At 69.1% G+C, this 19,397-nt stretch carries 20 protein-coding genes; 3 read left to right on the forward strand and 17 right to left on the reverse strand.

All coding sequences use genetic code 11. The features are described from left to right. Positions 1 to 13: 13 nt before the first annotated feature. The 11 genes from I3F54_RS27975 to I3F54_RS28025 all read right to left on the reverse strand — a co-directional run bounded on the left by I3F54_RS27975 (position 14) and on the right by I3F54_RS28025 (position 10,641). Positions 14 to 391: a hypothetical protein gene (locus I3F54_RS27975; protein WP_240121705.1), complete on the reverse strand. Its 378-nt coding sequence runs from the start codon at positions 389 to 391 to the stop codon at positions 14 to 16. A 411-nt stretch (positions 392 to 802) separates the two neighbouring features. Beyond that, entirely contained in the window at positions 803 to 1,753 is a 951-nt protein-coding gene (locus I3F54_RS27980) for a thiopeptide-type bacteriocin biosynthesis protein (protein WP_240121706.1), read from the reverse strand. Positions 1,754 to 1,764: 11 nt separating this feature from the next. Beyond that, the gene (locus I3F54_RS27985) at positions 1,765 to 2,907 is read right to left on the reverse strand and encodes a lanthionine synthetase C family protein (protein WP_240121707.1); all 1,143 of its coding nucleotides are present in this window, start codon (positions 2,905 to 2,907) and stop codon (positions 1,765 to 1,767) included. Then, positions 2,904 to 5,936, reverse strand: coding sequence for a lantibiotic dehydratase (locus I3F54_RS27990; RefSeq protein ID WP_240121708.1), 3,033 nt, complete (start codon positions 5,934 to 5,936; stop codon positions 2,904 to 2,906). Before I3F54_RS27990 ends, I3F54_RS27985 begins: the two co-directional genes overlap by 4 nt. Positions 5,937 to 6,018: 82 nt before the next feature. Next, positions 6,019 to 6,207 (reverse strand): FxLD family lanthipeptide, encoded by a 189-nt coding sequence (locus tag I3F54_RS27995; RefSeq protein WP_240121709.1) that lies wholly within the window; start codon positions 6,205 to 6,207, stop codon positions 6,019 to 6,021. A gap of 81 nt (positions 6,208 to 6,288) precedes the next feature. Further along, positions 6,289 to 7,515 carry a methyltransferase, FxLD system gene (gene fxlM, locus I3F54_RS28000; RefSeq protein WP_240121710.1) on the reverse strand — a complete coding sequence of 409 codons (1,227 nt, stop codon included), beginning with the start codon at positions 7,513 to 7,515 and terminating at the stop codon, positions 6,289 to 6,291. An 854-nt stretch (positions 7,516 to 8,369) separates the two neighbouring features. Continuing rightward, complete coding sequence (locus I3F54_RS28005; RefSeq protein WP_240121711.1) at positions 8,370 to 8,573, reverse strand: DUF5999 family protein; 204 nt, start codon at positions 8,571 to 8,573, stop codon at positions 8,370 to 8,372. After that, the gene (locus I3F54_RS28010) at positions 8,539 to 9,084 is read right to left on the reverse strand and encodes a DUF6302 family protein (RefSeq protein ID WP_240121712.1); all 546 of its coding nucleotides are present in this window, start codon (positions 9,082 to 9,084) and stop codon (positions 8,539 to 8,541) included. Before I3F54_RS28010 ends, I3F54_RS28005 begins: the two co-directional genes overlap by 35 nt. Continuing rightward, positions 9,078 to 9,599 (reverse strand): DUF6415 family natural product biosynthesis protein, encoded by a 522-nt coding sequence (locus tag I3F54_RS28015; protein WP_240121713.1) that lies wholly within the window; start codon positions 9,597 to 9,599, stop codon positions 9,078 to 9,080. Before I3F54_RS28015 ends, I3F54_RS28010 begins: the two co-directional genes overlap by 7 nt. After that, entirely contained in the window at positions 9,599 to 10,069 is a 471-nt protein-coding gene (locus I3F54_RS28020; protein WP_240121714.1) for an ATP-binding protein, read from the reverse strand. Before I3F54_RS28020 ends, I3F54_RS28015 begins: the two co-directional genes overlap by 1 nt. Further along, positions 10,069 to 10,641, reverse strand: coding sequence for a hypothetical protein (locus I3F54_RS28025; protein ID WP_240121715.1), 573 nt, complete (start codon positions 10,639 to 10,641; stop codon positions 10,069 to 10,071). The genes I3F54_RS28020 and I3F54_RS28025 overlap by 1 nt, the downstream gene beginning before the upstream one ends. Positions 10,642 to 11,041: 400 nt before the next feature. On the opposite strand from I3F54_RS28025, the gene I3F54_RS28030 reads away from it, so the two are divergent. From I3F54_RS28030 to I3F54_RS28040, 3 genes are read left to right on the forward strand one after another with little or no spacing between them, the layout of a single operon-like run. Next, positions 11,042 to 12,226: a hypothetical protein gene (locus tag I3F54_RS28030; protein WP_240121716.1), complete on the forward strand. Its 1,185-nt coding sequence runs from the start codon at positions 11,042 to 11,044 to the stop codon at positions 12,224 to 12,226. A 26-nt stretch (positions 12,227 to 12,252) separates the two neighbouring features. Continuing rightward, a complete protein-coding gene (locus tag I3F54_RS28035; RefSeq protein ID WP_240121717.1) occupies positions 12,253 to 12,798 on the forward strand; it encodes a GNAT family N-acetyltransferase in 546 nt (181 codons plus the stop codon). Beyond that, the gene (locus I3F54_RS28040; protein WP_240121718.1) at positions 12,798 to 13,298 is read left to right on the forward strand and encodes a gamma-glutamylcyclotransferase family protein; all 501 of its coding nucleotides are present in this window, start codon (positions 12,798 to 12,800) and stop codon (positions 13,296 to 13,298) included. Before I3F54_RS28035 ends, I3F54_RS28040 begins: the two co-directional genes overlap by 1 nt. Before the next feature lie 496 nt (positions 13,299 to 13,794). On the opposite strand, the gene I3F54_RS28045 is transcribed toward I3F54_RS28040, so the two are convergent. From I3F54_RS28045 to I3F54_RS28070, 6 genes are all read right to left on the reverse strand, one after another. Beyond that, positions 13,795 to 14,307 carry a hypothetical protein gene (locus I3F54_RS28045; RefSeq protein WP_240121719.1) on the reverse strand — a complete coding sequence of 171 codons (513 nt, stop codon included), beginning with the start codon at positions 14,305 to 14,307 and terminating at the stop codon, positions 13,795 to 13,797. Continuing rightward, positions 14,304 to 15,752, reverse strand: a complete 1,449-nt coding sequence (locus I3F54_RS28050; protein WP_240121720.1) for a type IV secretory system conjugative DNA transfer family protein — start codon at positions 15,750 to 15,752, stop codon at positions 14,304 to 14,306. Before I3F54_RS28050 ends, I3F54_RS28045 begins: the two co-directional genes overlap by 4 nt. Positions 15,753 to 15,791: 39 nt before the next feature. Continuing rightward, positions 15,792 to 16,055, reverse strand: a complete 264-nt coding sequence (locus I3F54_RS28055; protein WP_240121721.1) for a hypothetical protein — start codon at positions 16,053 to 16,055, stop codon at positions 15,792 to 15,794. Further along, positions 16,055 to 16,375: a DUF6238 family protein gene (locus I3F54_RS28060; protein WP_240121722.1), complete on the reverse strand. Its 321-nt coding sequence runs from the start codon at positions 16,373 to 16,375 to the stop codon at positions 16,055 to 16,057. Before I3F54_RS28060 ends, I3F54_RS28055 begins: the two co-directional genes overlap by 1 nt. Positions 16,376 to 16,437: 62 nt before the next feature. Next, positions 16,438 to 17,874 (reverse strand): ATP/GTP-binding protein, encoded by a 1,437-nt coding sequence (locus I3F54_RS28065; protein WP_240121723.1) that lies wholly within the window; start codon positions 17,872 to 17,874, stop codon positions 16,438 to 16,440. Further along, positions 17,871 to 19,397: an SCO6880 family protein gene (locus I3F54_RS28070; protein ID WP_240121724.1), complete on the reverse strand. Its 1,527-nt coding sequence runs from the start codon at positions 19,395 to 19,397 to the stop codon at positions 17,871 to 17,873. The genes I3F54_RS28065 and I3F54_RS28070 overlap by 4 nt, the downstream gene beginning before the upstream one ends.

Genomic DNA, 19,397 nt, shown 5'->3' on the forward strand with positions numbered 1-19,397 from the left:
AGGGGCCGGGGGCTTACGTAGTCGGAGCGAAGGCCGCGTTGTCGGGCATCCGGTCACGGAACGCTTCCGGGATGGTTCCCATGAGCCAGAGTCGACGCGTCACGTGCACAGTGCCCGTCGGGTCGTTCAGCAGGAAGTAGCGGTGTTCGCCGTTCCCTACGTAGCCGATCTCGGGTGGGAACCCTTGCTCGTCGGTCCACGTCAGGTAGTGGATACCGCCGATCCGCAGCGCGCGACGACCGTCCGGGTCATGGTCCCCGAGCATCGCGTATCCCAGGCACATCAACCAGAAATCGCACGAGCTACACACCCGGTACGCAGCCATCCGCGCGCCGACACCGCGGATCTGCCGATTGGTCCCCTTGTTCGGGCACAACTTGCACTGGAACACCTCGCACCGCTCGGGTACGCGGGCTCGCCTCATGCGTCGGAGGCGGCTGACCTACGCCGGATGTGCTTGCACCTGACACCGCGCTGGACGTCCTGAAGGGAGGGCTTGCGGGGCGCCCCGCATTCGGTGCACTCGCTCGGCCAGGGCATCGAGCGCGCGCCGGGGAACGGCACCCTCGGTTTGTAGCCGGCCGCCCGCATCAGTTCCTCGGCTTCCTGTTCATCGGCTTGCGCCACGGGCATGCGCGGGGCGTCGGAGGAGGGCGGCGGGATCTCGAATACCGGGGGGTGTCCTCCGATCAACAACCCGAGGCTCACCCATCGTCTCGGCTGCGAAGGGGTGGTCATGGCATGTCCTGTCTCGTGCGTTCTGGTCGGACGACCAGGCGAGAGTTGACGTTGTCGCGCGGCATCAGCCGCCGAGTACGGCTTCCCGGGCTGCTCGGGACCAGATGGATTGTTGGCGGAGTGCGAAGCCCATCCGGTTCCAGTGGAAGATGACGTGCCGCGCGAGGATGCCGCGCTTTCCGAGGCTGAGCGTGCCGCTCTCCGCCGCGTCCGCCAGAGCCCTCCCGTCCCGCTCCAGCCCCTCGGCCCACGGGCGTATAGAAGCAAGGTCTCCACCGTCGAGAAGGGGGCGAGCATCGGAAAGAAGGAGGCGACGCAGGGGTTCGACCATGGTGCTCACTCGTTCCGGGGGCACGTCCTCGGCGAGCGGCCGGCGTTGTTCGACCCGTCCCCATACATCGCCCTGCTCGCCGAACTCCAACCCGGCAGCGCGCATCATCAGCGTCATGGCCAGGAGAGATGTCGCCTTTGCGTCCAGCTTCTTCGGTTGGCCGTCGGCTGCGGCATGCAGATAGTCGAGCACGCCCATGCTGTCTGTATGGAACAGCGTGTGCGCGAGCGCCATCCCGGCCGGACCGCCGAAGGCGATGGTCTCCGGTTCGTATCGGGTGGATGCCCAGTCCGTGGTCACGCCCCAGGAGACAGAGCTGTCAAGCGCTTCGCTGATGTGGCGGACGGCGTCCTCGGGGGAGGCGTCCGGGGCGGGGCAGTAGCGCAGGCGCCAGTGCGGGTGCTTCCGGATGAACCACCAGGTGCCAACGGGGCCGCTGCGGAGGGCGGGCGCGAGGTAGGCGCGGAAGGCTCGGGCGGCGGTCGGGTAGTCGGCGAAGTGGATGTTCGCCTGGTGCCAGCCGGACGGTTCGGCGTCGAGAGCGGCCCGGCCGGCGTCCCGATATCGCTCGATCGCCTCAGAGAGTTGGGCGGGCTCGGTGTCGGCGGCGCGGGCGGCTTCTTCGACGGATGTTCCGCCCAAGACAGCTAGAACGGCGTCCTCGATACGGTCCGTGTCATGCACGGCTGCTCCTCTCACGTCAGCAGTAGGCAGGCGTCCCACTGCCCCTGTGGCCTGGCGCCCGCTTCGGCGTCCTGGAAGGCGAGGGCGGCCCCGGCCCTTCCGACCAGGAACCCGGCCTCCTCCGGGGCCTCGGCAGCCATGAAACGCTTGGTGATGGGGGCGAACCGTCGAGCGAAGTCGGCCGGGTCATCCGCGTCCTCGGCGACGCGTTGCACGGTGCGGAGGAGGCCGCCGAACCCGTGGCAGAGACCGCGGTTGGCGATCTGGCCAATCTGGTGGTCGTTGGAGAGGCAGTACAGCAATGCCCGCTCGACCATCCGCTTGCGGTCCCCGTCTTCGAGGACGATGGCGGCGAGTTGCTGGGCGCGGGCCAGTCCCGGTGTGCCGTAACACCAGCCGGGCGTTGCAGGGAGCGCAGGTGCGACGCCTCGGGCGCTGATCCACTGTGGCCAGCGGAGGCCGCGAGAGTCGGTTTGCCGAATCTGGTCGAGCCACCGGCAGATGCGGCGAATGGCGTTTTCGTGGCCGTCCACGGTGACTCCCGCACGCAGAGCCAGGGAGAGGAGGGCGAGTGGTCCGGTGATGCCATGTGCCATCCCGGCGTTCGCGTGTCCTCCAGGGGTGGCCGTCTTGTCGCTTGCCGGGGAATGGCCGACCCACCAGCCGGGCAGGGTCTCGCCCGCCGCGCCGGTGACTGGCTCAACCAGGCGCACCAGATACTCCAGGACCCCCTTCAATTCCGCGCCGTGGGGCTGACGTCGCAGCAGCAGCGTGCCGATGCCGGTCAAACCTCGGAACAGGTCGTACTCGGCGAAGGTCGCACGGCGGCCAGCATCGATCCGTGCATGCGCAGTGGCGAGGCGTTGCTGAGTGTGCGCGGCCACGACGCCGTCGAGGGTGTGCAGCGCGCCGGCGTATCGGTCGGTGCCGTCGGCGGCCAGGTGCAGGACGAAGGCCATCGCGGGGGCGCCGAGGAAGAGGTTGGCGTCAGCGCCGTCTAACAACGGGCCGGTTCCGGCGAGGGTGCGGTGGACGTCGCGCCAGTCGCCGGTCCCGCGTCGGGCTCGTTCAATGTGGAGCATCGCCGTGCCGAGGGGGCCGTGTGCGAGGGACTGTCGGGTGGAGGCGTCGGTGGCTGGCGGGGCGGTGGTCACGCCTCGTCTCCTTCGGGGATGAGAGTCCGGGACAGGGCGGCGGCTCGGGCTATCCGTCGGCAGGTCGCTTCTGCGGTGGGATCGATGCCTGCGACACGGTTGTGGTGCATGTGCAGCAAGGAGGGCAGCACGGCATCCGGGGCGTCCTCGGCCAGCGTCCGGCGATAGTGGCCGAGCGCATGCCTGCGCGCCTCCCAGGCGTCGGTCACGGCATCGCCGCCGTTGAAGTCGGTCAGGACGTTGCGTACGTCGGATTCGGACAGGCGCAGCGCGAGGGCCTGCACGTTGCGGGGGACGAGTTCGCCGTCGCTGCGAAGGAGGTGCTGGGTGAGCCACGTGCAGGCGACCTTGCGGGAGCCGAGGAATCCAGCGGCGATGTCTACGAACGAGGCCGCAGTGACGGCGGGGCAGAGTTCGGCGGGCACGGCGAGGGACAGTTGTGCGGCGGCTGCCGTGGAGTCGGCCACGAAGTAGTCCTCCGCGGCCTCCAGTACGCGGCCGGTGCCGTAGCGGCCGGTCTCGGGGTGGTCGGTGTCCCATTGCACCCGCTGGAGCAGGCCCTCGTGCCGCAACTCGGCCGCCCACCGGGCGACGGTCTGTGCCGCAGAGCCGAACGCGCCCGGTCCGGGGAGGCGCAACCGGAGGCGAAGGTGCGCGTCGGGGTCGGCGTACCGGATGAACCAGGCGGGCAGTGGAGGTTCCCATCCCTCCCGCAGCAGCCGGGGCAGGTGGTTGGTCAGCACCTCGGGTACGCGGGCCGCGCTGCCGTACAGCTTCACGTACACCCAGTGCGAGGTCCCCGGAAGACGGCCCGCATCCCGGCTGGCGGAGGCCCGGAAGACGGGTGCGGGGGTCGGCTTCTGGTCCGAGGCGAACGTCATGGCGACCTCGTGGGCCCGGTCGATCCAGCCGTACGCGCTCTGCTCGGGGGCCTCGTGCAGGACGGCCGCGCCGTGCCGCCGCACCTCCGCGCGAAGCAGCTCCTGGTGTACCGGCACATCGAGGTCGAGCCGGAGACGCTGGTCGCTGGCTCCGAGGTACACGGTGCGCGGCAGACCGTACTTGTGCCGCCGCTTGCGGAACTGCTCCGGCCAGTCGCTTCCATCCCCGAGGTCGCGCAGACGCAGCCGCCACAAGGCCGCAGAGAGAACGGTGCGGCCCACCCGGACCTCGGGCAGGAATGGCAGTCGGGTCGCCGCTCCCCAGAAGAAGGGCAGCAGAACGGCGGTGTGCGATCGGTGCAGTTCGCACACGAAGCGGATCAGTGGGTGGGTGCTGCTCGACAGCTCGACAGCGTTCATGACGGTCGGCTCGATGATCCGACCGGTGGACAGCGACACGAGGTAGAACCGGCCCGCGTCGGCGAGGACACCGAGGTCATCCAGGTCCAGGGTGGCGCCGGGGTTGTGCTCACCGATGGACAGCAGTTCCGGGGCGACGACGGGCGAGCGGCTGACGTTGTTGATCGGCACTTTCAGTGGCGGTCCGGACACCTGAGCGCGGACCGCGCCCTCGGTCAGGGTGGGCAGAGCGGCGTGCACAGCGGTCGTCCGGTCCAGGTCTGCCGGTTCGAGGGTAGGCAGGAAGCGTCCGGTCGTGATGCCGGCCGCAAGCGACAGTCCAACTGTGGAGAGGGTGAAGCGGCCCTCGTCCAGGGCGCGCTGGGACTGCGCGAGCACAGTGAAGGTGAACTCGATGTGCGCTGGTACCTGGGTGGGAGTACCAGTGGACAGGGCCTCGATGTCGTCCTCGGTGAGCACGATCTCTCGGCGATCCGTGAGGGCGGCCTCCTGCGTGAGCGCGAGGAGGTGTTCGTCGCGAGGTGTCGTCGCCAGGACGGGCCGGGGAAGCACGGTGCCGCGGTAGCCGACGGGAAAGCCGAGACCGGTGTCTGGGTCGGTGAGTTCACGCACCGGGACGACGGTGCCCATGCTGTAGCGCTCCAGGAACCGAGTGAGGTAGTCGCGCCACGCCGGGGAACCGTTCGGGTACGGCGTGATGCGGGTGATGACTTCCAGTGCCCGGCTCGCCTCCTCCGCGACCTCCTGCGGCAGGACGATGCCGCAGTCCGGCCGCAGGTTCACCGCAAGACTGCGGTCGGTGATCCCCGTGAGGCGGTTCATCGCGGCGGTGGCCTGGGCCCGGAGAGCGCGCTGCTCGTCCGGGTGCGCGTGGTCGTGCTGGTGGAGGAGCTGGTGAACGTGGAGCAGCTTCTGCGTCTTCACCTGCACGGCTGAGCCCGAGGCGCCGGTACGAAGGGTCTGTTCGAGCTGGCTGACCAGATGGCCGAGGGCATCATCGCAGGTCATCGGGGCATGGAGGCTGGTGAGGAGCACTCGGTGGGCAACCAGGCTGCGCACCATGTCTTCGATCGTTTGGACCGGGGTGTCGGGATAGTCGGCCTGGAGCTTGGCCACGAGGTCGCCGACGGTCGTGGGCGACTGCGCCAGGGCCAGCGCCAACTCTGCTGCCCGGGTCCGGCGAAGGGTCGTCTCGGTGGGCCCCTTAGCACCGGGCTGGTGGGCGACGGTGACCTGTGCGCCGCGCACGGTGCAGGTGGGGTCGGCGACGACGTACAGGTGTCGCAGTACGTCCGGGTCCTGCTCCAAGGCCGTGATGACGTCGTGCAGCCATGTCGCGTCAGCTCGGGCGAACGCCGTGTGCTGCGCCCCCCATCGCACGCCCGTGCTGGGGCCAAGGCGTACCGGGGCGGGGCCGGCGAACGTGCCGAAGGGTGTCGCGCGGAACTGCATCCGCAGGAGGTAGCGGGTCAGGGAGAGCACGATCCGCCGGATACGGGAGCGGCGGGCGGTGCTGTTGATGGCTTTGCGAATGCTGGCGGCCAGGACCGGCGCGGCGAGTTCGATGGCGCTGGCGCGGGTGCCGTCGCTCCATACCTGCTCGATCCACTGGCGGCAGTTCTCTGCATCCGCAGCCGGGTCGGACACGGGAGCGGGGCAGGAGGGCAGCGAGGCCACCAGCGGAAACACCGATGCCCTGATCATGCCCGCGTCAACTGCTTGGTACATGGCTGTGCCTCCTTCAAGGTGCGGTGCCCGGGGTGGGCGGACCGGTCTCCCGGCCCGCCCACCCCGGAAGGGTGCTGCCGGGTCAGCCGCAGGTGCTGTTCGAGCAGGCGGACTGGCAGGTGGACGTGCAGCCGTCGCCGGTGTCGTTCAGCAGGGCCCCGACCACGGGCAGGGCCGAGACGGTCTCGATGTTCAGGTCGAAGTCCGACCCGGAGTCGGCCGTGAACGGCGTCCCGGTCTGCGGCTTGGTGCTGGTGATCTGCGGTGCCATCGCTTGTCTCCTCAGGGTTGAGGGGCTAGTGGACTGTGCGGATCGTGCTGGTTGTGCCACCTGGCGGCGACGCTGGAGGCGTCACGGCCAGGAGATGGTGACCCGCGTGTGCGGCCGGTCGACGACTCGGCCTGCGGGAAGTCGGTCGTCGGGCGTGCCCGCCGGGTAGACCTCGATCTGCGCTCGGTCGTTGCGGTGCTCGCGATCCCACGTCTGGATCTCCTCGGCCAGGCGCTCGGCGACCTTCTGACCGTTGGGCCCGTGCCCGATCGCGCCCAGCTCGTAGCGGTCCTCCTCGTCGGTGGGCCGGGAACGGCGGTAGGCAAAGCTGTCGCCGTCCACGAGCGCCGGGAGTCCGATCGGTGACGCAGCGGCCACGACGCCGCGCTGCCGAGCCGCGGGCTTCGCCGCCATGAGGGGAAGGTTGTCCAGAGCGGTCGTCAGCCACAGGTCCAGGTGCTCCATCGACTCCTCACCGCCGATGGTCACCCCCGACCATGCTTCCGTCCGGGCGGACCGGAGCGCGGTCCGCAACGCCTCGGTATCCGGCTCGGGGTGGCCGTCCAAGCGGAGGGCGACCTCGGCACCTTCCTCGTCGTGAAGGACCGCCAGGCTCATCCGGTTCTCGCCAGCGCCGCGCATCGGCACGAAGCCGCACTGCTCGAACCCGTCGCTGACCAGTCGATCGCCGTCGCGGACGAACGCCACGGTGCGGGTCATGCTGCGCATCCGAAGCGGTACGACGAGCCGGCCGCCGTCCTTGAGCTGTTCGATCCAGGCAGGCGGGATGTCGGCGGCCTGCACCGTGACGACGATGCGGTCGTACGGCGCGTGCTCGGGTACGCCGCTCTCGGCGTCGCCCGTCACCACGGTGATGTTCCGGTAGCCGGTGGCCTCCACGAACTGTTCGGCGCGGGCGGTGACATCGGCGTCGATGTCCTCGGTGATGACCCGCCCCTCGTCGCCGACCATCTCGGCGAGGTACGCGGCGTTCGGCCCGCCGGAACCGATCTCCAGGACCGTCATCCCGGGCTTGATGTCGGCCTGCTCAATCTGCATGGCCTGAACCCGGGGGGCCGACACGGAGCTGATGTCCACGCCGTTCTCATCGGTTTTGGTGATGGTGGCCGTCTCGACCTCGTACGTCTTGGCCGGGGCCACATCGGGGGTGGCCAGGTGCCTCGGCACGGCGCGGAAGGCCGCCACGACGCGGGGGTCACGGGCGGCCCCGACCTCGATGAGCTTCTGCGCCATGGCGTCGCGCAACTGCCGCTCGGTTGCGGCATCTTGATCGGTGTTGGTCGTCATGTCGGGGACGTTATCCACGCGGGGTCTCCTCCTCGGCGAGTTTGCGCCGAGCCTGGTTGAGCGGGTTTATGGACCGGCGCGGGGCCGCGAGGGCTCGCGTGTCAGGGGCGAGGCGACAGCCCCGCGCCGGGGTGATTAACCGCCCGACGATCCGGCCAGTCACATCCGGGCCGCCGGGCGGTCGTCTATGTGGCAGGCATCAGGTCCTCCAGCGCCACCGACTCGAAGCCGCTCAGCTCGCGGACGAGCTGGGAGGCAAGGAACCAGCGAAGCCGGGGGTCGCCGTACGGGACCGCGGTGTCATCTCCGGCCAGGGCGCGCGCTTCACGGCCGGTCCACTCGTACGGCGTGCCGATGACTCCGAACAGGCGGTACCGGTGGGCCAGCAGAGCGACGTGTCCGTTCCGTGCCAGGTACGGGCATCGCTCGATCGCGACGGCCGCGTGCTCGACACAGACGGGGGGGCTGCGCGGTGAGCACGGGCTCGCTGAGGTCGTGCCCGGCGGACTCCAGGAACAGCACGCCAGGCTTGGCCACGGGCTTCCGCCGGTTGCGAGCGGTCTTGGCATCCTGCACACACAGCTGGCACCGCAGGTACAACATCGTCTCCCGCTGCCGTGCGGGATGGACGAGTTTCCAGCGGGGCGCGCCGGTCGGCCACTGATCGGCGCCGATGGACTGCGAGACGCGACTCCACAGGACGCCGCGAAGGTCTCGGTCCCCACGCTCCTCGTCCAGGTAGGAGAGCCGCGCTCGGTCTCCCTCGCCCATGCGTGAGCAGAGGGCAAGGAAGCTGTCGGACTCCTCGCCTTTCCGGCAGGTGATGTACGGCACGACGGAATCGGTCGCGAGGGTCATGCGGCACCTCCAACCGGAACCGCGAGGTGTCGGCGCGGCGCGATGATCGTGCCGTTCGGCAGCAACTCGCCGGTGTCCTCGAAGTGCAGCACCTGATTGCACAGCAGGCTCCAGCCCTGTTCAGGGTGGTGTGCGATGGGCCGCGCGGCCTCCCTGTCGGGAGCCTCAGCCGTGGGACACGGCGGGGTGTGCGCGCACATGGTGCTCGTCCTCTCGGGTGCGGGGCGGGAAGCTGGGCCCTCTTCGGCGGCTACGGGCCGTGGGGGAACACGGGTCGGAGGCCGAAGAGGGAGTCTGTAGGGGCCGCTGAAGGAACGCGGCGATGGCGGCTTCGCTGTAGCCGTAGAAGCGACCGAAGACCGCGTCGTCCTCCCACCACCCGGGAGCTGGCTCGCCCCACTCGACCGTGTGGCAGGTGTCGCGGTACGGCGACCAGCGGACGCGGAGGGTCGGGAATCCGGGCTGGTCCGTGAGGAGCCCGCGCGCCTCCACCGCCAGCGACAGCAGGTCGAAGGACATGTAACCGCCGCGGCGCGAGCCGCCGACCGGCACGGCGAGCAGAGGCGCCCGGAAGACGCGGACGGCGACGGCGTCGGCGAGGATCGTGGGCTCGGCGAGGCGGTCACGGAAGTACTCGAAGTCATACGCTTCCCCGGCCGGACGGAGGGAGACAGTGAGGGAGTGCGCCGGCGTCATGTCGATGGTCAGCATTCGACCAGCCCCCTGACGATGCCGACTTCATCCAGGCGCTCGGCGAGATCCAGGGTGATCCGACCCAGCTTCCGCAGGAGTCCGAGGTCCTGCCACGGGTCGCCGGGCAGCTCCTCGGAGCGCAGCGCGCGGGCCCGTTCGATCAGCTTGGCGATGTCCGGGTGCTTCTCATCGGCCTCGTCGCGCAGCCCTCGGTTCACGAGCTGCATGAGGGCACCGCGGAAGCGCTGAGCGAGTTCTTTGGCGTCGTCGTACTCATGCAGGGGAGCCCCGGCCTGACGCTCGGCCGGGCCCGCGGCGTGGTGGCTGACCTCATCGTTCAGGACCGCGTCCAAGCCGTCGTACACGGCGTTCCAGTCCACGGGCTCCCATCTGCGCACCGCATTGAGCAGCCCGTGAATGTCAGGTGCGTCGAGCGGCGGCGACCAGGGGTTCGTGGGGACCGTCGGGTCCTTCGGGCGGACCGGCAGCGACTCGGGGCCCGCGATTCCGTCTCGTACTGCGATGTTCGTCATCAGCAGGCCGCCAAACTCAGCTCGCACCACGTGGTGGCGCCTCCGTCCGCGACGCCCCAGGTGCCTCGCCGGTCCTCGGCGATCGACTTCACGAGGACCAGGCCGCGGCCGTGCTCGTCGGTGTCACTGGGGGCTTGGGGCAGTGTGCGGTAGCCGGGCACACCATCGTGTACGTCGATGCGCAGGAAGCCGTCGCGGAGAGAGAGGGTCACGGTGATTTCTCGGCCTCCGCTGTGCACGATGGCGTTGGTGACCAGCTCGGAAACGATCAGGACTGCCTCTTCAGCGACGTAGGCCAGGCCGCGGGCGTTCAGACGCTCTCGGGTTCGGTGCCGCATGACGCCGACCTGTTCACCGTCCTCGCGAGGAGGAAGCTCCCCCGGCGGTCGCTGCTTGATCTCGAACGTGGAACTCATGAGGTCGCCGTCGCGGTGGGGGGCACGGCGCGGCCGTACGGCAGTCGTAGTCATCACGTCCTCTGGGGGGCTCGGAGGACCGCCCGGACCGCGGATACCGCCCTGCTGAGAGGGCTCCGCTCATCGTCGGGGGTGAGGAGGAAACGTGCTTCGGCAAGGCAGCGGACCAGTTGCACCGGGGCGGTGAGCAGGGGGGCGTCACCTATGGCCGACTCAGTGTTGGGTGCCTCCAGCCACTCCACCGGTACGTCCTGAACCGACGGCGTGAGCCCGGGGATACGGACCGCGTGGCCAGCACCGAGGCACATCGGAACGGCACTCCGGTCGAGCCAGGAGGCCCCAGCGACCAGCTTGCCCCAGCGGCTGGCGGTGCCGGGCGGCACGAGGACGGCCGCCGTGGTCAGGTTCGTGAAGCGGACAGCCGGCCCGACGGTCTGTTCGTACCGGCGCAGGATGTCGTATGCCAGTTCAACGAGAGTGCGGTGCGCCAGTACGACATCGAAGGTGATGCCGGTCGGCAGCCGCCGAGGAAAGTCGGGCGCACGGCGCCAGGCGCTCATGGACTCCATCGGCGAAGGAGTGGCCGCGGCGAACCACGCGGACAGGCGCTCGGGCTCGCCAGTCACGGTGCAGGACTCCATGGGCCCCTCCAGGTCGGCATCCGAACTTCAGCACGCACAGTGCGTCCGCCGTCACCTAGTGCATCGGAAGGTCCTGGGTGTGAACAGGTCTTTTCGCCGGAACCCTGGTCGCCTCCCACCCGCCCTCCACCCGCCCTTTTGACTCCCATTTCCGTCTCACCAGCGCTTTCGCTGACAGCACCTCACGCAGCCCGTGAGATGACCGCTACGGTGAGCTGACACCAGTTGGTAAAGGGGGTATCCGGTGAGCCGCAGCCCGATGAGAGCGTTACGCGAGAGCCGCAACCGGACCCAGGCAAAGGCGGTTGACGAACTCAACTCCCTAGCGGAACGGCTTGCTACCGAAGGACGGGTCTCGAAGCGCCCGACCTTCACCGTCCGCCAGATGTCGAAGTGGGAGAGCGAGACGAGGCCGCGCCCGTACCCGCACCCGGATACCCGAGTGGTTCTTGAGCTGTACTTCCAGCGGTCAGTTGAGGAGCTGGGGCTCCGCCCGGGTGCCGGGGAAGCCCCTTCCGGCACTTCCGCCGTGCCCGTCGTGACACCGGTCCCGCTCATCGAGCAGTCGGCCGCCGCGGTCCCGCTTTTTGCCGGAGGCGACCAGGACCCGCCGCCGTGGCTGGCTCAGACGACGACCGATGTGGCCAGCTCCGCGGACTGGAAGATCGCCGAGGACGAGGTCGAGCTTCTCCGCGAGGCTGCGGACGACATGGACGCACAGGACCAGCAGTTCGGCGGCAACCGGCTCTGGCGGCCGACGCGCGCCCACCTGCTCTGGGTGCACCACATGATCGACCGCGGTATCTACGACGAGCAGCTTGGCAAGCAACTGCATGCTCTCGCAGGGAAGTTCACCACCAGCCTTGGCTGGTTCTCTTACGACGCCGGGCTCCACGCCCAGGCTCGGCAGTACTTCTCCGAGGCTCTGAACGCCGCGATGCTGACCGGCGACGATGTGCTCTCCAGCCGCACGCTGAGCAACATGGCCCGTCAGGCCGTGGATCTGAACAAAGGGCGGGAAGCGATCCGCTTCGCCCGGCTCGCACAGACACACGCGGATATGTGGAGCGCACCGACGCGCGTCACGGCTCTCTTGGCGATCCGTGAGGCCCAGGGCCACGCCCGGGTCGGCGACGCCTTCAACTGCGAGTCCGCGATCAAGAGGGCCTGGAAGGAATGGGAACGCGGGACGGACGACCGCGACCCTGATTGGACGACGTTCCTCAACCAGGCCGAATTGGTGTGCCTGGAGGGAATGTGCCGACTTGACCTCGGCCAGACTGCTCGCGCCCAGAAGCTCTTGGCACAGTCGGAACGGCTACAGGATGTGGCGCACTCGCGGAACAGGGGCATGTGCCTCGGCCGGCTCGCGACCGCGGCGATCGGCGCTGGAGACATCGACCACAGCGCAGATGCCACGAGGAAGGCCATCGGGCTGATCCGGACAGCAGGCATGTCTTCCGCACGGGCCGTCCAGCAGTTGAAGATCGTCCACGACGGACTGGCTCCTCACCACCGCGCCCGCGGGGTAGGGGACCTGCTTGAAGAGATCCGCGCAGTCGTCGCGTGATTCACGCATAAGGAGAGATGCAACCAGTGGAAGCGGAGTACCAGCGGTACGACGGGGCGTCAGTCAAGGCCATCACCGAGGAACTGGTCCAGGTGTATGCCCGGGTATACGACACGCCCCCGTACATCGGCGAGCCGTTCTTCTCCGTCGACTCCTTCCGGGAGCGGCTGGAAGCCGCCTTCGACAGTGAGGGCTTCGAGACGGTGACCGCGCGCCGAGACGGGCAGATCATCGGCTACGTGCACGGTGCCACGCTGCCCGCCGACAAGCCGTGGTGGGTTTCGCTCGGTGCCCGAAGGCCGTCACAGCTTCAGAGTCTTGCGAACGCCGGACAGATCTTCTGGCTCCGGGAACTAATGGTCCTCCCCGAGTACCAGAACCAGGGCCTCGGCAGAAAGATCCACGACACCGTGATTACCGGACGTGCCGAGAGCGCCACCACGCTGACCTGCATCATCGACAATCAGCCGGCCCACGATGCCTACATTCGGTGGGGGTACACGGTGATGGGGGAGATTAAGCACGCCCCCGAGTCGCCGACTTACGACGCCATGTACCTGGCCAGCTCGTGATGACCGGAACGATCATGCGCCACGTAACCGCACAGACCGCCCCAGTCCCGGCGACATCCGGCCGCCGGGACCGACTCTCGCCTGACGCCGCACTCCTGTTCGCGTACGGAACGCTCCAGTTCGATGACGTCCTCGAAGCGCTGATAGGCCGGATACCACGGCGGGTGTCGGCCTGCGTGCCCGGCTGGCGCGCGGCGTCCCTGGAGGGTCGCGTCTACCCAGGGCTCGTGGCGGCGCCCGGCTCAGTGGCCCCCGGAGTGCTTCTCACTGACCTCAGCCGAAGGGAGTGGGTAATCCTCGACGCCTTCGAGGACGACCGCTACGACCTGCGCGAGGTGTCGCTGACCTCGGGTGGGCATGGGCTCGCCTATGTCTGGCCGGCCGGAGAGGTCCGCGAAGAGGACTGGGATGCCGAGCAGTTCCGGGCCCATCACCTTGAGGAGTACGCCGCTCGGTGTGCACGGATCGCCCCGGGATTGGCCGCCGAAGCTGGCCAGTGAACCGGGGCGGCGTTCGAGGAGCCCCGCGAGGCTCCTCGAACGCTGACGGCCGATACAACGATCTTGGAGGAGTCGTTCTAGATCGCCGGAGACTCGGGGCCCTTGGGCGAGACCGGTTCCTCTGACGGAGGCATGTCCTCGTACGCCGATCGATGCCGTTCCGTCCTGGCTGGTTGCTCACCGGGCCGAGACTCGGAAGTGCCCAGTGCGACGGCCTTTGTGAGCACCTGCTCTGCACGGTCCAGAGTCAACCGCATAGTGCCGTAACGTCCCACGGCGTACCCGGTGCGGTGACCGTGAAGGTGCAGCTCCTGCACTGCCTGAACTCCGGCGTCGACCTCCGGCACATCGTCCGGCGGTACGAGCGCGTGCAGCTCCTCCGCCCACTCCCACCCGAGATCACGGAGCACGGTTCGAGCTTCCTCTTGCTCCCAACCGCTCCGCGCCACCAGTCCGCGATGGGGGTCCATCGAGAAGACCATGTGGGGGTCAGCCATCATCTGGCGGCCTCCTTGACTCGTTCTCCTGGCGCGGGTACTTCGGCGACTCCATCGGCGGAGGCGGGCCAAGCTGCGAGCTGGAACCGGGACGGACGATCTTCATGCCGCCCAACTCGGCACTCATCTCCGGCCTTACCCAGCGCCTTGTTCATCCGCGTGAGGAATCGGTCGTACTGCTCGTGCCAGATCACTGACGACCCAGCCTCCGCATACGCGTCTCCCCTGGCGAAGGCCAGGGCCGCGATCTCGTATGCCAGACCCTCGTGCTTCGCCCAGCAGGGCGGGATCACGTCCTGCGGCTGCCAGGCGTACCGCCCGTTCAGCCAGCGGCACACGGAGTCGAGCCACGCGGGCATCGGCCCGATCAACTCGGCGGAAAGGGCGCCGAGGTCCCACGGGGCGGGACCGTCGGCGGCCACGGACTCCTCCGTGCTCCGCTCCGCGATGTACTCCAGGATCAGCGCGGGCGGCTCGGGAAAGGACTCGAAGCGAGTCAGGGTCTCGGTCATGCGGCAGCCGCCCCTTCACGGCCGGCCCACGCCGCCGCGTGGGCCTTGGCCTGGTTCTTCTCCTCGGTGGCCCGCCGGGTCCGCTCGGCTTCGTTGGCGGCTCGCAGGTCACGGACGTGACCCTCGATCTCGGCCCAGGAATCCCAGGTCCACATGCCGTCGAGCCGGGTGACGATCGGCGGGAGGTTGTCCGCGAGGACCAGGGCGTGTCCCTCGGGCAGACGCCTGATCTCGTCTCCTCGAAGGACGGGTTCGAGCGCCATGTGCGTGGCCGTCGAGTGGCCGCCGCGGTCCCCGCCGGACGTGGTCTTCGTCGTGCGCTCCCGCTCGACCTGACCACACAGGTCGGACATGTCCTTCAGAAAGTCGGGGTCCTTGTCCCCAGGCAGGACAACGACGTTGTTGGTGAAGGCCGCCAGCTCCTTGGCGGTGTCCTCGCCGAAGCGGGCACGAGCCGACGCCCACGCCTGGAGGCCGTAGACGACCGTGATGCCACGGCCCCGGCCGTCGGCGACGCGTTGGCGGAGGGAGGGGATGGGCGCGATGTTCGGCGCCTCGTCCAGGGCCGCCAGTAGAGCGGGGTCGAGCCGCCCGGCCGGGGAGGCGAGGGCGTGCGCCTCCGCGAGGTCCAGAAGGTCTTCGGCTATCGCGGTGGTCAGCGGTGCGACGCTGTTCACCTCCGAGTCCTTGCCCAGGAGATAGAGGGTGCCCCCGGCGTCGAGGAACGCGCCGAAGTCCGTCGGGTCTTCTCCGTCTCCCTGGAGGGCGTTGATCACCGACTGGTGCATGAAGGGTTCGAGAGCCGCGTCCAGGGTCGAGGCGGTGTTGCCGACGGTGCGGCTGTCGCCGGTGGTGGCCGTGCGGAGCATGTCCGCCCAGCCGGGGCCGGCGCCCGGGTGAGCGTTGAGGATGCCGAGGGGCGCCGGGTCGGTCAGCTTGCGGGCCCACCGCAGCACCCAGTCGAGGGACGCGCCGTCGAGGGCGGCGGCGTGGAAGAAGGCAGCGAGGATCTTGGAAGCCTGCCCCTTGTAGAAGGCGCTGCCCTCGCTGGACTGTGCCGCGCTGTTGGGAGTGCGCGAGCCCGCGACGAACGCCTTCCCGCGCATCATCGCCACCTCCGTGTCGGCTGCGCCGTTGATCGGCGTCCACCGGAAGCGCGGGAGGCTCGGAGCGATGTTCTGCGGGTCGAAGACCGCAACGGGGCGCCCGTCCCGCTGCCGCGCGTCGAGGGTCAGTTCGACCAGATCGGGCTTGGTCGAGGTGGCCAGGACCGGCCCGGCCCAGCGGCGGACGAGCGGGGCGAAGAACCTCAGCGTCTTTCCGCTGCCCATCGGGCCGATGACCCGGCATGCCTTGTCGGCACGGGACCAGAGATCGACGCCCTTCGGGCGTTGCGAGGTGCCCAGCGAGTAGCCGAAATCGTGCGGATCGAGGGGGTGGTGCATGACGTACTCCGGAGCGAGGTGGGCGAGGAGGAGAGAGGGTCAGCGAGCGGCAGGGCGGTTCTTCGCGAAACTCACCCCGGCTGCGCGGCTGCGGTGGCCGTCGTCGCTGGTGAGGGAGGGCCGGATCTCGGTGGCCTTCAGGACTGCTTTTGCCGACATCTGGCGCTTGAGCTGTCCCTTGCTTGCGAACCCGGCGTTGCGCCGTCCGCGGTTCAGCAGGAACCAAAGCGTCACGAGGGCCACCGCCAACACGGCCGTCACGGCGTACAGGGCCAGCGAGATTCCGCCAGGCATGATGTCCATTACTCGGCCCTTCGGGCGACGCGGGCTGCCAGGTAGCGCATCCGCCGGCCGCACAGCCGCGACATCGACGCGTCGGGCCCGGCACAGCGCGGGGGCGCGGTGTGGAAGGCGCTGTGCAGGTCCTCGGCGGCTCGCCAGATATGGGCGACGGCCGTACGCACGCGTCCTCCGGCGGCGGAGTAGTCGCCGTGGTCCAGGACGAGGGCCAGTTCTTTCGTGCGCCGGGCGAGGTCGAGTGCTTCGGCGTGCAGCTTGTCGATGTCCTGACGAACCGCGTGTTCGTCCGCGGGGAGCGTGGTGGGGTCGGTGGTGACAGTCATGGAGGGGGCTCGTTCCGAATCTGCGTGGAAGGGGTCGGCGGCGGCGAGGTGGCGGTATCCGCTCATTCGGCATCCGGGAAGGTGCTGGTCAGGTCGGTCATCGAGCCGGAGGAGAAGCACAGGTGCTGCTCGGCTTCCACCAAGAGGTGCTGGACACCCGGGTAGATCACTTCGCCGACCTTCCACAGCGCGATCCCGCGGCGCAGGCGCATGATGTGCTCGGCCGTCCAGGACGGCAGGCCCAGCCGGGCCACCGTCGCTTCCGCCTCGGCCTTCTTCTGGCTGTAGATCACGATGGTGTCGGCCATCTTCAGCGCCGCTTGGGTCTCCGGGCTGTCGTCGATGTCCGACAGGTGATGGACGATGAAGATGCAGGACAGGCCGTATCCCCGCGCGAACTTGAGGAACTTCTCCAACAACGCCGCGAGTTGGGGCGTCCCGAGGATGTGCCAGGCTTCCTCGCAGACGAGGATGCGCTTGCGCTGGGTGTAGCGGCGGCAGCCGGTGTTCGGGTTCGGCCCCAGCTCCCAGGCTCCGGAGTTCGCGTCGACCACGACGCGGTCGTGCTGTCCCGGTTCCGTCCCGCATTCGCACAGCGGGCGCAGCCAGACCTCTTCGAGGAAGACCGAGATCACGGCGACCAGGATGGTCATGGCCACGCCGCCGGACGGGACCTTGGTCAGGTCGAAGACGATCATGTCGGCGTCGAGATCCACGCCCAGGCTGGTCGGGCCGTCGAGCATGCCCGTGAGGTCGCCGGTGGCGTCCTGCTCGCTGCCGCAGAGCCGGTCCAGGACGTAGGACGCCTCCAGGCCGTCACCGAGGAGTTCATCCCGCGTGCGCTTCTTGGCCGTCGCGTCGGACTCCTCCGGGGAGCGCAGCGCGGCGGCGACGTCGGCCAAGACCGGGGTACGGCCGAGTTCGCCCGCCCGCTGGTGGGCCCTGCGAATCGCGATCCGCAGGGCAGAGCCGGCGAACTCGTCCAGGGCCTTCCCGAGACCGAGTTCAACGATCGTGCGGACCAGTTCGACTTGCCGCTTGCCCGCAATGGCAGGGTCCATCGGGTTGATGCACGAGGAACCGCGGCCTCCGCCGGGGGCGAACCGGACCGGGGCTTTGCCAGTGAGCGAGCGGCCGAGCGCGGCCCACTCGCCTTCCTCGCGCTCCTTCTGCTCCTTGGTGTCGAGGACGACGACCTGACGGCCGAGGCGGATCTGTCGGGCGGCGTAGGTCTTAGTCAGGGCCGACTTTCCCCGGCCGGTGTCGCCCATGACGATCATGTTGCCGCCGGGCAGGCCGTCGCCGAAGGCGCTGAAGGGGCAGTAGATGAACGCCTTACCGGAGTAGAGCTCCCGGCCGATGATCGCGCCCGCCGTGCCGAGGGTCGGCGGTGCGATGGGCAGGTACAGGGCCTGGCTGGTGGTCGTCTCGGTGTAGAGGGGACGTCGCACCGTCTCGTGCATCGGCGACAGCGGGGCGAGGTCGAGGAGGTCAGTCACTTGATGCCTCCGGCGAGGGGCAGGGTCGTGGCGAAGGCGCGGGCGTGTTCGAGGTCGAGCCATTCGAGCCGAAGGTGCGCGTTGCGGGCGCGGGAGGCGGTGGTGCGCTTGGTGCGCTCCAGCTCTTCGGCGCTGCGCGAGGAGATGGTGATGTAGCCGACGACGGCAGAGCCGGCCGCACCGGAGGAGGCCAGGGTCATGCCGCGTGATCCCGTAGCGCTGGCGGCGATCTGGTCGCGCGGGTCGATGTTCTTGCCGCGCTTACGGTCGCGGTCCATCTCGGCCTGGTTGTTCGTGTCCTCCGCGAGCATCCGCTCCACGGCTTTGTCGTTCGGTTCGAGCTGCTGCGTGATCGAAATGGTGCGGATGACGTCGGGCATCCCGATCAGCAGGGGCGAGAGGAAATCCGGTCCAACGGGGGTGGTGGGCCATCCGACTACGGCGGCCGTGGCGTGGTACCAGCTCTCGGTGGAGCCTGCCGCGCGGGTGGCGACGTGGGCGCCGTCGCGGACGTCGACGTTGCGGGGGAAGGCGTGCGCCTGCCGAAGGTCGGTGTCCCAGATGGCATGGTCCGGGTCGTAGGAGTTCCGGATGAACGCGGTCATCCGGCCTTCGTCCAGAGGCGCGATCACCGAGAGGTCAGCGTCCTCCGCGCGGGACCACAGCTCATCCAGGTACGCGGCCATCGCGGCGGCGACTCCTTCGTCACCGGTTCCGCGGGCGGCACCCTCCGCCGCCAGGTCGCGAGTGAACTTCGCGTGGATGGTGATGTAGTAGCGGTGCTCCTCCGCAGAAGTGGACACGGCGTTGGCCAGCACGTCGTACGAGTCCTTCAGCCACTGCGGCGCGTCCGTCGTCGCCGCCGACTCGTCGCGCTGCGCGATGAATCGTTGGTGTGCGTAGGGGTCGGACTTCATCTGCCGGGCAAGGACCTGAACCCTCTTCACCGGGTGCTCTTCGACGTTGCCGAAGGCGTCGAGGAGTTCGCCCCAGCGCTCCAGGGCGACGACCTGTTCACCGACCTCCTTGCCGCCGAGGCCGGGCGAGGCGATCTCCAGGGTTGCCGTGACGCACCCGGCCTCCGGCTGGAGGACCACGACGGCCTGCTGTCCGCGGACCGTGACCGGCACCCACGTCATCCCGGTGACGCCCTCCGGCTCCGCCAGGGCTGTGTCCGGCGGGGTGCCGTCGCGGCGCACGCCGGCCTCGAAGGCCGGGGACACCCACACGCCGCCGGTGCGGCGGAGCGCCTTGCGGTGGTAGCGGTTGATCCGCCACCAGCGGTACAGCGTGCGCCGCTGGGACGTGCCCTTGGGCCGGTACGGGGCGTACACGATGACCAGGGCGAGCAGGATCGGCAGGACCAGGCACGTCGCGGCGACGGCCGTGACACCGTTGAAGAGGTAGCCGAACAGGATGCCGGTGACGGCTCCGCTGCCGAGGACGACCTGTTCGCCGAGGTCGCGGCGGCCCACCAGCCCGGTCGGGCGGTGCTTTCCGAACTGATACGTACGAGTCGACAT

This window comes from Streptomyces sp. MUM 2J, from assembly GCF_022414535.1.
Classification (GTDB): Bacteria; Actinomycetota; Actinomycetes; order Streptomycetales; family Streptomycetaceae; genus Streptomyces.